Annotated in this window: 11 protein-coding genes; 4 read left to right on the top strand and 7 right to left on the bottom strand. The window is 39.0% G+C overall.

From position 1 onward, the window contains the following. Nucleotides 1-4 precede the first annotated feature (4 nt). Complete coding sequence (egtB, locus tag CWC16_RS13415; RefSeq protein WP_138541882.1) at nt 5-1,279, top strand: ergothioneine biosynthesis protein EgtB; 1,275 nt, start codon at nt 5-7, stop codon at nt 1,277-1,279. Next, nucleotides 1,276-2,250: an L-histidine N(alpha)-methyltransferase gene (gene egtD / locus CWC16_RS13420; protein WP_138541883.1), complete on the top strand. Its 975-nt coding sequence runs from the start codon at nt 1,276-1,278 to the stop codon at nt 2,248-2,250. The genes egtB and egtD overlap by 4 nt, the downstream gene beginning before the upstream one ends. A gap of 4 nt (nt 2,251-2,254) precedes the next feature. Here the strand turns inward: egtD and CWC16_RS13425 are convergent, their stop codons facing one another. From CWC16_RS13425 to pxpB, 4 genes are all read right to left on the bottom strand, one after another. Then, nucleotides 2,255-3,094, bottom strand: coding sequence for a PhzF family phenazine biosynthesis protein (locus CWC16_RS13425; protein ID WP_138541884.1), 840 nt, complete (start codon nt 3,092-3,094; stop codon nt 2,255-2,257). Beyond that, nucleotides 3,078-4,751, bottom strand: a complete 1,674-nt coding sequence (asnB, locus tag CWC16_RS13430; protein WP_138541885.1) for an asparagine synthase B — start codon at nt 4,749-4,751, stop codon at nt 3,078-3,080. The genes CWC16_RS13425 and asnB overlap by 17 nt, the downstream gene beginning before the upstream one ends. A 425-nt stretch (nt 4,752-5,176) precedes the next feature. After that, nucleotides 5,177-6,109 carry a 5-oxoprolinase subunit C family protein gene (locus tag CWC16_RS13435; protein ID WP_138541886.1) on the bottom strand — a complete coding sequence of 311 codons (933 nt, stop codon included), beginning with the start codon at nt 6,107-6,109 and terminating at the stop codon, nt 5,177-5,179. Between the two features lies 1 nt (nt 6,110). After that, on the bottom strand, nt 6,111-6,770 hold the full coding sequence (gene pxpB, locus CWC16_RS13440) for a 5-oxoprolinase subunit PxpB (RefSeq protein WP_138541887.1): 660 nt from the start codon (nt 6,768-6,770) through the stop codon (nt 6,111-6,113). Between the two features lie 195 nt (nt 6,771-6,965). On the opposite strand from pxpB, the gene msrA reads away from it, so the two are divergent. Both msrA and CWC16_RS13450 read left to right on the top strand, forming a co-directional pair. Beyond that, nucleotides 6,966-8,255, top strand: a complete 1,290-nt coding sequence (msrA, locus tag CWC16_RS13445) for a peptide-methionine (S)-S-oxide reductase MsrA (RefSeq protein WP_138541888.1) — start codon at nt 6,966-6,968, stop codon at nt 8,253-8,255. Between the two features lie 134 nt (nt 8,256-8,389). After that, complete coding sequence (locus CWC16_RS13450) at nt 8,390-9,124, top strand: substrate-binding periplasmic protein (protein WP_249929249.1); 735 nt, start codon at nt 8,390-8,392, stop codon at nt 9,122-9,124. Between the two features lie 995 nt (nt 9,125-10,119). Here the strand turns inward: CWC16_RS13450 and CWC16_RS13455 are convergent. The 3 genes from CWC16_RS13455 to CWC16_RS13465 all read right to left on the bottom strand — a co-directional run bounded on the left by CWC16_RS13455 (nt 10,120) and on the right by CWC16_RS13465 (nt 12,687). Next, entirely contained in the window at nt 10,120-11,001 is an 882-nt protein-coding gene (locus CWC16_RS13455) for a LysR family transcriptional regulator (protein WP_055016037.1), read from the bottom strand. A 315-nt stretch (nt 11,002-11,316) separates the two neighbouring features. Next, nucleotides 11,317-11,973, bottom strand: coding sequence for a CoA transferase subunit B (locus CWC16_RS13460; protein ID WP_055016036.1), 657 nt, complete (start codon nt 11,971-11,973; stop codon nt 11,317-11,319). Between the two features lie 15 nt (nt 11,974-11,988). Beyond that, a complete protein-coding gene (locus CWC16_RS13465) occupies nt 11,989-12,687 on the bottom strand; it encodes a CoA transferase subunit A (RefSeq protein ID WP_055016035.1) in 699 nt (232 codons plus the stop codon). Nucleotides 12,688-12,703 lie beyond the last annotated feature (16 nt).

The following is a 12,703-nucleotide window of genomic DNA, read 5'->3' on the forward strand; positions in this document are numbered from 1 at the left end:
AAATATGCTAAACACGCAATCGAACGAAGTGTACAGCTCTGAGAAAACACAGGCACAATTTCAGCTAGTTCGCCAACATAGCCTTACACTTATAAAAGATTTAAGTGCAGAAGACTGCCAATTACAAGCAATGGATGATGTCAGCCCAATAAAATGGCATTTAGCACACACCACCTGGTTTTTTGAAACATTTTTACTTGCAAAGTACCTGCCTAACTACACACTCTTTGATGAACAATTTAAGGTATTGTTTAACTCCTACTACAATGGCATAGGTGAGCAATTTAAGCGTGCGAATAGAGGATGTTTATCTCGCCCTAGTTTAGAGGTGGTGATGCGCTACAGATCCTATGTTGATAATGCCGTCAATGAGCTACTTCAATCAGGCACTGACCAAACACTGTGTAATATAATAGAACTTGGGCTGAATCATGAGCAACAACATCAAGAGCTCATGCTGATGGATATTAAATATAATTTTTCGGTTAATCCTAGTTTTCCTGTCTACCGCCAAGCCCCGAGTAACCTAATCGAGGGTAGTTATTCGTTAGGCACTTTAAAATATACCGAATTTAGCCAAAGCATAACCAATATAGGGGCTGATGCCAAAAATGGCTTTTCGTACGATAACGAGCAACCTAAACATCAAGCTCTTATTCATCCGTTTAGGTTTGCAAACCGACTAGTGACAAATAGAGAGTATTTAGAATTTATAGAGGCGGGGGGATATAAAACTCCCTCATTTTGGTTAAGTGATGGCTGGGCTAATGTAAACGCTCAGCAAGTTAGTCACCCTTTATACTGGCAGTGTATTGAGGGGCAGTGGTTTGAATTTACCCTCTACGGATTGCAGCCCTTAAATTTAGATGCCCCAGTGAGCCATGTAAATTATTTTGAAGCGGCAGCTTACGCTAATTTTGTGAGTGCGCGTCTACCTACTGAATTTGAATGGGAGTATGTAGCCCAGCAGCAAGTACTTGAACAACCGCAAAACAATTTGCTCACGCCAACTGTGTGTAAACAGCCAGATACCATCTCACAATTAAGTGATACATGCTGGCAGTGGACTAATAGCGCTTATTTACCTTACCCAGGCTTTAAACCCTTTAGCGGAGATGCAGGGGAGTACAATGGTAAATTTATGAATAACCAAATGGTTTTACGTGGCGGGTGTGTGTTTACCCCAAAAAACCATTTAAGGCAGACCTACCGTAACTTTTTTTATCCACACCAAGCGTGGATGTGCAGCGGCATAAGACTAGCAAAGGACTTACTATGAGCAAATTAACAGCAATTAATCAGCAATCAATAACCGATCTAGACTTTTTAAATGATGTATTACATGGACTTGCTCAACAGCAAAAGTCGTTGCCGTGTAAGTATTTTTACGATGATAAAGGGGCGGCATTATTCGAGCAAATAACCTCTTTGCAAGAGTACTATGTTACCCGTACTGAACTTGCCATCTTAGAGAATTACTCAAAAGCTATCGCTAATATATTGCCAGAAAACCTATCAATTATTGAGCCTGGCTGTGGCTCAGGTAAAAAGGTCGCTTATTTACTTGCCCATATGAGCAACGTAAAAACCTTTGTCCCCTTTGAAATATCTTCAGAAATGCTTAATTACTCATTAGCGCATTTATCGCCGTTATTCCCGGAGCTGGCCATTACGCCACTGTTAGGTGATTTTACCCATAGCCAAATGGTTAAGCAGCTAACAAAAGACACTGCTTTAGATAGCCAAACAAATTTAGTTTATTTTCCAGGTTCTACACTAGGTAACTTTGCGCCAGTAAAAGCCATAGAAATCATGAATAATTTTTACCGTTTGTGCGGCGTTGATGGTTATGTATTAATAGGAATTGATTTAGTAAAAAAACGACAAGTGTTACTAGATGCCTACGATGATAAAGCCGGCATTACCGCCGCCTTTAATAAAAACTTACTACAACGTATAAATAACGAATTAAATGGCACGTTTATTTTAGGTAATTTTAAACACGAATCGCGATTTAACGAAGTGCACAGCCGCATTGAAATGCATTTAGTGAGCAAGTGTAATCAAAGTGTGGTTATTAACGATAAGCAAATAGACTTTGTAGCGGGAGAGAGCATTCACACTGAGAACTCGCACAAATATACGCTTGAGTCGTTTAAAAACCTTGCTGCCCAAGCTAATTTATCGCTTGAACAAACATGGCAGGACGAGAAAAGCTATTTTGCACTTTGCCTACTAAGGCCAATGTAACAGCTTAATTTACAACGACCTGATTGCTGTTAAATGTATAGTTTAGCAGCGCACCTTTTGATGACTGCTGAATAAGAGTTGCTTCATTTAAACCATGTAGTCTAAAAATAAGTGGCGCTATAACCGACACAGCGGAGCCTGTAGCCGAATCTTCATTTACCCCAAATTGCGGCGCAAAATACCTAAAATGCGCGCAGGCATTGCTTTTATCAATACTATGTATTTGCAATGCAATTACCGCATTGTTATGCACTTTTGCTAGGCGCGTAAAATCAACCTTTAATTGCTTTAAATCAACTATGTGTTTAAACAGTACAACGGTATAACCGCTCTTATGAGCTGTTGAGTAAGTTGCTTTTATAGAATGTGAAAATACACCTCTAAGACTATTAACCTCATCAACCTTTTTTAAATTAATAGCCGCTAGCTGAAGTTGCACACGGCCTTTATCACGCTTTATTTTAAACCGCTCTTTATCGTTCGAAATAAAGTATAAAGGGCAAAAGCCAAAGTGGGCTAATAAACAGTTTGCAGCAGCAAGGGTGCCATGGCCACAGCGCTTAATTTCTGATGTTTGGTTAAACCAGCGAATGTTACATACATGGCGAGAAATTTCGCTTTCATTTAAAAAAACGGTCGCAGGGTGCTGCGAATTTGCGGCAATATTTTGCATTACGCGCGTACTTAACCCTTGTTTATAAATAACAATTAACGCACGTGAACCAGCTAAGTTAAAACGTGAACTAGAAAATACAGGAACTGAATAGAGATGCTTTATATACCGCAACATAGGCTGCTTGAGCCTACATTGCGATAAAAAGGTGCGTTTAGCCTTTGCTTGCATACGCGTCGTTGTGGACGCCTGCAGCACGGCCTGATGGGTCAGCATTATTTTGAAATGATGCATCCCATGCAAGTGCTTCAGGGGTTGAGCACGCAACCGACTTACCATGTGGTACACATTTAGCTGATGCATCACCTGGGAAATGTGATTCAAAGATAGAGCGATAGTAATACGCTTCTTTTGAATCTGGCGTATTAATTGGGTATTTAAACTTAGCATTAGCAAGGTCTTGGTCGCTTACTTGCTCGTTTACAAACTCTTTTAACGTGTCTATCCAGCTGTAGCCAACACCGTCTGAGAATTGCTCTTTTTGGCGCCACAGTACTTCTTCAGGCAGGTAGCCATCGAAACCTTCGCGCAAAATGTGCTTTTCAATTTTGCCATCTTTACACATTTTAGCTTCAGGGTTGATACGCATAGCCACATCAACAAACTCTTTATCAAGAAACGGTACACGTGCTTCTACGCCCCATGCAGCCATTGACTTATTAGCACGTAAACAGTCAAACATATGCAGCTTTGACACTTTACGGTTTAGCTCTTCATGGAATTCTTGTGCGTTTGGTGCTTTATGGAAGTATAAATAGCCACCAAATAGTTCATCAGCGCCTTCGCCCGATAACACCATTTTAATACCCATAGCTTTAATTTGGCGCGCCATTAGGTACATTGGCGTTGAAGCACGTATGGTAGTTACATCGTACGTTTCAATGTGGTAAATAACCTCACGAAGCGCATCAATACCTTCTTGAATGGTAAAGTGAATAGGGTGATGCACTGTGCCAATCATATCCGCTACTTTTTGCGCAGCGGCTAAATCAGGTGACCCCTCAAGGCCAACAGAAAATGAATGTAGCTTAGGCCACCATGCGTCACTTTCATCGTTATCTTCAATACGTTTAGCAGCAAAACGTTGCGTAATAGCCGAAATAACAGACGAGTCTAAACCACCAGATAGCAATACGCCATAAGGTACATCACACATTAGCTGGCGTTTTACAGCGCCCTCTAACGCTTCTTTTACGTCTTGCGCTTGTGCACTGTTATCTTTAACTGCATCGAAAGTTTCCCAATCGCGTTTGTAATAAGGCTTAAGCTCTCCATCTTTGCTATAAAGGTAATGACCTGGAGGAAACTCTTCAATATGCTTACAAATTGGCGAGAGCGCTTTAAGCTCAGAAGCAACATAAAAATTACCATGCTCATCGTGGCCAGTATAAAGTGGGATAATACCAATGTGATCTCGGCCAATTAAGTACGCATCGTTTTCTTCATCGTATAAACAAAACGCAAAAATACCATTTAGGTCATCTAAAAACTCAGGCCCTTTTTGTTTGTATAACGCTAGAATAACTTCACAGTCTGATTGAGTTTGAAATTCAAAATCAACTTCTAACTCTGCTGCCAGCTCTTTATGATTATAAATTTCGCCGTTAACCGCTAATATATTTGTTTTTTCAGGGTTATATAATGGTTGTGCGCCACTTGAAACACCTACAATAGCTAGGCGTTCATGCACTAAAATCGCTTTTTCAGATGAATATACACCAGACCAATCTGGGCCGCGGTGCCTTAGTAACTTTGACATTTCAATTGCTTGGGTACGCAACTGAGTGGCGTTAGATTTAATATCTAATACACCAAAAATTGAACACATAGTAACTCCTCATTCCTATTATGTGTGCAGCAAAGCAACGTTGCTGTACTGCGAAACCTTGTTTTATCAGAAATAATTACTCAAGTCACACTGCTTTTGCAATTAATTAAGAATAATTTATGCACCAAGTGCAATGCTTGCGCACCATGTTGGTGCTTTGTGCGAAGGTGCGTTTATATTTACACCAAATTTATTATTAAAAGTGGCGTTAGTAAGGCTGTTAGCGCATTGTTTTAAAAAATTCACTTCACACAAATGCACCAAAGCTGTGCGAAATTTAAAGTAAAACTTAATTGTCTTACTGTATATTTTTTGTGTTTAAAGCTATTAACTACCTAAACTCAGCTTATTATTGCCTCTAAGCAAAGCGCAGTTAGCTATTTTAAATAGCCGCCAAATAGAGGCTTAATTGCCCACTTTTATAATTAACTGTATTTAAGCGCCAAGCTGAGCTGGTGTAAGTGACCTTCAAGCTTTTGTTTTGCCAATTTAGCTTGCTCATGGCTTACCTGCTTAAATTCAATAGAGTCACCGGGTCTAAATTGGGCAAATTGATGTAAATCAGCCTCTATTACCGTACCAAGTAATGGGTAGCCACCGGTTGTTTGAGCATCGTTAAGTAATACAATAGGCTCGCCACTGGGCGGTAATTGAATCGAGCCTGGGCCTGTGCCCAATGAGGGCAGTGAATGACTATGAGTTAAGGGGCTTTCGTTTGTTAGTCTAAGTCCCATTCTGTTACTGTTATGGCTGACTTTAAAGGGTTTGGAGAAAAACTGTTTAAGAAGCGTATCACCTAATAGCTGTGCGTGCGGACTCGCGTGAACCCGAATCACTTTCAATTTAGGCGGGGTAATAGCACCGCGCTGTCTAAAGCGCGTTATTGTCACGGGCGATGTTTTTATCGCGATAATGTCGCCCTCACTAAGCGCTTTACCTGCTAAACCACCAAAGAGCGCGTTTAAATCGGTTGATTTTGAGCCCATCACATCTTTAACATCAATACCACCTTGTACGGCTACATAGGCACGCAAACCAGCGCGACCCGTATCAAAACTTAAAGTTTGTTTCGCTCTTACTTGGTAGCTCCAGCCTGGGTACAAGGGTGTTTCATCAAGCGCAGCGTTTAAATCAGCGCCTTGTAATGCGATAACTGTATCGGTTTCAAACTGTAACTCGCACAGGCCTAATGTCACCTCAAGCACAGCTTCATTATCTTTGTTACCCACTAATTTATTGGCAATTATTTGTGCGTAAGGGTCTAAACAACCCGCTTGGCTAACACCTAAATGTCGATAACCGTAGCGTCCGCTATCTTGAATTGTAAGTTGTACGCCGGGTTTAAGAACTTTTATCACGTTATGCTCCTTGCACTGTGTTTATTGAAACAAACGATAGCGTATCGCCGGGTTTGAGTAAGCAAGGTTCTGCGTGTGTGCTATCAAATAGAGGCGTATTAGTGTGGCCAATAATATGCCAACCGCCAGGTGTTTCTGCAGGGTAAATGGCAGTTTGATCTGAACCTAAAGCAACCGCACCTTTAGGCACTTTAGTACGCGGCGTATCTCTGCGTGGGATATGCAAGCGTGAGTCTAATCCATGAAGGTAGGCAAAACCGGGCTGAAACCCTAAAAATAAAACGTGGTAAGTGGTTTGACTGTGTATTTGAATAATTTGCTGGGGTGTTAAGTTAGTTTGTTTGGCAACAAAATCTAAATCTTCTCCTTCATAAGTAGTGTGTATTTTATGATGAGTGCCTGTAAATGTTGATGCGTGAACTTTGTCCCATAAATCTGGGAGAGCGTTTTTCCATTTTTCTAAATTATGAGCCGATTTTAAATAAAGCGATAAAGAGTTCATGCCTGGGACTAAATCGATAAATTCGTTACTTTGCTTTAGATTCTTAGTGAGCGCCCAAATTTTTTTTTGAGTGTCTAACACATTGTTTTGTTTATGCTGTGTGGCATCTAATAGCAAACTGTTATTTGTTAAAGTAAATACCTGTGATAATGCAGTCATAACTTAATCTTTTTATACAACGTGAAGCAAAGCTAACATAGTTTTGTCAATTTAATCAGTACCTAGCCATAAGAAAACCGGCGAAAATAAAATGTAGACTCAAACTGAATACAAATTTAGTACGTATTTATTTGCTGAAATTAAAACATGGTTGGTTAGGTCTTAATTAAAACACGCAGGTATTAAGAGGTATTTATGACATTTTCTCGAACAGTTTATTTATTGGGCGCTGCTATTACCTTTAGCGCTGGCTGTTTTGCTTTATCAACAGAAAAAATAGAGCACAGTAACGTAGCGGCCACCATGCACATAAAAACCATAGTGCTAGGCTCTGGGTGTTTTTGGGGAGCCGAAAAACGTTACGAAGCACTAGAGGGGGTAATAGATGCAGAGTCGGGCTATGCTGATGGACACGGTTTTAAAGCAACCTATAAAAATATTACCGACCAATCTCGCCGTTTTGACGAAAATAACTACGCTGAAGTAGTGCAAGTTATGTACAACAGCAATGTGATTTCTTCTAAAGCATTGATAAAAAATTACTTTGAAAGCCATGATCCTACACAATTGAACCGCCAAGGTAATGATATTGGCACGCAGTACCGATCAATTATTCTTACTACCACAAAAGAGCAAGCGCAGCTTGCAGATCAAGTTAAAGCCGAGTATCAGCCGTTATTAACAGAAGCAGGCTATGGCCAAATAAAAACAGTAATAAAACCGCTTGAGGGGTTTGTATCTGCTGAGGAGTACCATCAAAATTATTTACAAAAGAACCCAAATGGCTATTGCCCAGATCACGCCACAGGTGTGGTTTTTAATAAAACTAAAAAAGCAGATGTAGACAATAACTTTTTACTAAGCGGCAAGCATATTGTGGTACTCGATTCGCGGGAGTATTGCCCTTACTGCGAAAAATTTAAAAAATTAGTAGTAAATGATTATAAAGGCTCAATTCCTTTAACCTTTCGCCATGCAGATGAACTCAAAGGGTTAACTATAAAATCGGCAACGTGGGCAACCCCTACAATTTTATTTTTAGAAAATGGTAAGGAGGTGTATGCACATCAAGGCTACGCGTCCCCCGCTGAATTTTATAAAGCGCTGGGTGCATTTAAGTTAGGTGATAGTGATGCATACGAGGTGGCATTTCATGAGCGCACAGACAGACCGTATTGCAAAGAGTATAAGGAATTTAAAAATACCCCCGATGGCGTATTTGTAGATAAGTTAAGTGGTGAACCCTTGTTTGATACTCGAGATAGATTTAATTCGGGCACAGGTTGGCTGTCGTTTAAGCATCCAGTAAAAAATAGTGTGACTAAACACAAGGATACAAGCTGGGGTATGACACGAATTGAGCTTAAATCTAAAAGTTCAGGTATTCATTTAGGGCACTTATTTATAGGTGAAGGGCCTAGAGGTACGGATAGGTATTGCATTAATGCCACAGTGTTAGAATTTAAACCCCGCGACAAAAGCTAATTTTTAAGGGCGATTCGTTCGCTCTTCTTTAAATAAATATAAACTTTAATTAACTGCAATTATGTTATATAAGTTTAGGTATCAACCAATAAAAGTGACGTTAAACTATCAAACTGATTAACACTTTAGCACTTGTGTATGGGCTTATAGCAATAAGCCCAACCCAAGCACAACCAAATGAAAAATATGTAATAGGCGTAGAAAATATCGAGTATATGCCTTATTACGATGGTAGTGGTACTTACAAACGTGATTATTTTGGTTTTAGCAAAGAGCTGCTGGAGTTATTTGCAAAACAGCAAAATATCAAGTTTGAGTTTTATACTTTACCAATTCCTCGCCTATATAAAGAGTTTATAGAGCATCACCATGTTGATTTTAAATATCCAGATAACCCTAATTGGCAAGTAAGCTACAAACGTCAGCACCAGCAAAACATTAATTATTCTGTGCCTTCATTAGTTACACATACAGGTATAGCAAGTTTAAAAGACAATATTAAACTTGAAGACTGCAAATCACTTGCAAAAGTGCGTGGTTTTACATTACAAGGGCTTAATAAATTAACTTCAATGCCTAACTTAAAAGTAATCGAAAATGATAATGTTATTGAGATGATTTACTTGCTGCATAAAGAGCGAGTTGATTGTATATATATTTCACACGATGTACTTAAGTACAATATTGAGGAGTTTTTCGATACCCCTGTACCTGTGTTTTTTCAGCATCAGCTGCCAGTTGATCATCAAGCGTTTATGCTATCGAGCATTAAGCACCCACATCTTATTAGAAAGTTTAATGTATTTTTAAAAGAGAATGAAAATACCATTAAACAGCTAAAACAAAAAAATAACTTTATAATTGAATAATTCCAATCCGCAATAAATAGTAAATCATTTGGTGGGGGTGATGTGTGGCTGTGTATGTTTAAAACGCGCATTTAAAACAATTGAATAGCGAATTTTTACTCAGCTATTAATATGGTTCTTAGCCTCAAAATAGATCATTTAATTAAGCGTATTAACGTACAAGGGCAGGGGCAAAAAATAGTGCTTATAAAATAAAAACGGCCCATATAAGGTCACCACCTCACATGAACCGCTTTTCACACTGACAACATCTTACACACACAATATAAGATTCGGTTTGCTACACAGTAGCTAATTTAGTTATTGCTGCGTGCTGCTGGTGGAATAAAAAACAGTTCAAACCAAGTCACCACCTAACTTGAACTGCCTTTTCACACTGACAACATCTTACACACACAATATAAGATTCGGTTTGCTACTCAGTAGCTAATTTAGTTATTGCTGCGTGCTGCTGGTGGAATAAAAAACAGTTCAAACCAAGTCACCACCTAACTTGAACTGCTTTTTCACACTGACAACATCTTACACACACAATATAAGATTCTTTTCTTACCTTGTTAGAGCTATCACATCTAAAAAGGTTGCATTTATTTGGTGCAAAACAGTAAATACTATCTAATTAGTAAACATGTTTAGCTGTTTGCTTTTGATGGGTTAACTTTAAAATAATCGTATTTGTCAGACAAACGATAAAAATAAAACCAATAAGTGAAAAAAATTAAGCTATAGACTTTAGTCTAAGTTTACTCCCTATATTATTGATTTTTAATAAGTTAATTTTCAATGACTCGCTTGCAGTAAAAAGTAAGAGTTTAAATAAAAAAATATAATTAATAATTAATAATTAATAATAAATGATTAAACGCTATGGGTAAGCGTAAAAAATAATGAAGGACTAAAGTTTACTATGTGCAGCCTTAGGACATGCTAAGTGCTGCACACTAAAAGTAGGGGAGTATCCAAACAAAAATACCATGGCGTATATTATTTCAACACTAACCTTGAATGTTGCTAAATGTAGATACCACCCACTTAGCAAATAAATCCAGTGCTGGGTTGGGCGTATTAGCTTCGTGCTGCACTAAGTAGTATTTATCTTTCGTTGTAAGGGGCTGCTGAAATAATTTATAAAGCCATTTTTCATCAAACCAGCTTTGGCTAATTGGTAGCGGTATAAGTGAAATACCTATACCTTGCTGGGCAGCACGAGCGACCCCAAACATACTATCAATTTGGATAATTTGTGTAGGAGAAAAGTCATCTATGCCCGCTTTTTCAGCCCATTGGTGCCATGCCCATGGTCTTGCTTTATGCAGAATTAGGGGGACTTGATTTAATGCTTGGCAATGATCGTCTTTCCACTGTTTTAACAGTGCTTCGTTACACGCAGGAATATATTCAAGATTAAATAATTCTGTAGTCAGGCCTTCTGTAGGCTTACTAGATGATAAAACAATCGATAAATCACTGTGACGGGTTAGCTCTTTACGGGTTTTAAGCGTATCCATTTGCAGGTTTATATTTGGATGCTCTGAGGTCCACTCACTAAGCTTAGGCATGAGTAGTTCACTGGCAAAAAACTCAGGCAGCGTAATGGTTATATTAGTATTTTGCTGTAACTGACTAAATTCGTTGATGGTGTTTTCAAGTGTATAAATAATGGGTGAAATAGCATCAAAAAAGTTTTTACCTGCAGCGGTTAAACTAATGGAACGAGTTTGTCGCTGAAATAGCTCAATACCAAGCTGTTCTTCAAGCTGTTTAATCTGATGGCTTACCGCAGAGGGGGTAAGGTACAGCTCTTTAGCTGCATGTTTAAAACTTAAGCTTTTTGCTGCAAAGCAAAAAGAGCGGAGGCCTCGAATAGGAGTTTGCATGTTTTCCAAAAATCGTTTAATTAATTAAAGACGCCTTTAACAGGCAATAATCGAACCAATAATTTAATTTAATAATATCAATAGTTTAAATTTAAATATAGCACTAGTTCACAAAAAAGGTGCAGACTATCCACAAATTAGTGCAAATAATTTAAGCGCTTACATTTAAAGTTATTTGTATTATAGATAATATTTACTACAACTGTATTAAAAGTGAAAAAAATTTATAGTGGGCAAAAAAAATCCCTCTAACGAGGGATTTTGGGTAACTCAGCGCCATTGGCACTGGGAATGAGGTCGGTACATGGTGAAGCGTTAAAAAACCATTTCTGGCACTTCACCGTCAACAAGTAATTTACCTGCTGTTTTACTAATAATTTCATCTACCGATACGCCTGGTGCGCGCTCAAGTAAATGAAAAGCGCCGTCTTTAACTTCAAGTACGGCTAAATCCGTTACTATTTTTTTTACGCAGTTAACGCCTGTTAGCGGTAAAGCGCATTTCTCAAGCAGTTTAGACTCACCATGTTTACTGGCATGGGTCATAGTAACAATAATATTCTTTGCCCCTGCAACTAAATCCATCGCGCCGCCCATACCTTTAATTAGCTTTTTTGGGATCATCCACGAGGCAATGTTGCCACTTTGGTCAACTTCAAATGCACCCAGAACTGTTAAGTCTACATGACCACCCCGTATCATGGCAAAACTATCTGCACTATTAAATATGGCTGCGCCTGTTGCAGCTGTCACGGTTTCTTTACCCGCGTTGATCATATCGGCGTCTAGTTCGGCTTCAGTGGGATATGGTCCCATCCCTAAAAGCCCATTTTCGGACTGTAACATAACTTCTATACCTTCTGGTACAAAGTTTGCGACGAGTGTCGGAATTCCTATGCCTAAATTAACGTAGTAACCGTCTTGTAGTTCTTGTGCAACACGCATTGCAACTTGTTCACGTGATAATGCCATAACGTCTGCTCCTGCTTAATCTCGTGTTGTTACACGTTCAATGCGTTTTTCAAAGTTACCTTTAATAACGCGGTTTACAAAAATACCAGGGGTATGAATTTGACTTGGTTCTAGTTCGCCTGGCTCTACAATTTCCTCTACTTCAGCAACGGTAATTTTACCTGCTGTTGCCGCCATAGGGTTAAAGTTCATGGCAGTGTGCCTAAATACTAAATTACCATATCGGTCTGCTTTCCATGCTTTTACAATAGCAAATTCACCCGTGATGGACTCTTCTAAAATATAAGGGCGGCCGTTAAACTCTTTAACATCTTTACCCTCAGCAACAGGCGTACCGTAACCTGTTGCAGTATAAAATGCAGGGATACCGGCACCACCGGCGCGCATTTTTTCTGCAAGTGTACCTTGCGGGGTAAGCTCTACATCTATTTCACCATTTAATAATTGCTGCTCAAACAAGGCATTTTCACCTACATATGAGGCGATTACTTTTTTAATTTGTTTATCTTTTAGTAAAATTCCTAATCCAAAGTCATCCACACCGCAATTGTTAGAAACCACGGTTAGCTCTTTGGTATTCATTTGCTTAATTTGTTTAATTAAGCCCTCAGGGATACCACATAAGCCAAAACCGCCAGCAATTATGGTATCGCCATCTTTTAAACCTGCCATTGCAGCTTCGTAACTAGAAACCACTTTATCAAAACCGGCCATGAGTCTCTCCTCATTG

The organism is Pseudoalteromonas sp. S3776 (assembly GCF_005886915.1).
Classification (GTDB): Bacteria; Pseudomonadota; Gammaproteobacteria; order Enterobacterales; family Alteromonadaceae; genus Pseudoalteromonas.

Bases quoted from the DNA above. Each gene is read 5' to 3' on its own strand.
- CWC16_RS13455 (WP_055016037.1), bottom strand. From the start codon at position 11,001: ATGCAAACTCCTATTCGAGGCCTCCGCTCTTTTTGCTTTGCAGCAAAA.
- egtB (WP_138541882.1), top strand. From the start codon at position 5: ATGCTAAACACGCAATCGAACGAAGTGTACAGCTCTGAGAAAACACAG.
- CWC16_RS13460 (WP_055016036.1), bottom strand. From the start codon at position 11,973: ATGGCATTATCACGTGAACAAGTTGCAATGCGTGTTGCACAAGAACTA.
- pxpB (WP_138541887.1), bottom strand. From the start codon at position 6,770: ATGACTGCATTATCACAGGTATTTACTTTAACAAATAACAGTTTGCTA.
- msrA (WP_138541888.1), top strand. From the start codon at position 6,966: ATGACATTTTCTCGAACAGTTTATTTATTGGGCGCTGCTATTACCTTT.
- CWC16_RS13465 (WP_055016035.1), bottom strand. From the start codon at position 12,687: ATGGCCGGTTTTGATAAAGTGGTTTCTAGTTACGAAGCTGCAATGGCA.
- CWC16_RS13425 (WP_138541884.1), bottom strand. From the start codon at position 3,094: ATGCAAGCAAAGGCTAAACGCACCTTTTTATCGCAATGTAGGCTCAAG.
- egtD (WP_138541883.1), top strand. From the start codon at position 1,276: ATGAGCAAATTAACAGCAATTAATCAGCAATCAATAACCGATCTAGAC.
- asnB (WP_138541885.1), bottom strand. From the start codon at position 4,751: ATGTGTTCAATTTTTGGTGTATTAGATATTAAATCTAACGCCACTCAG.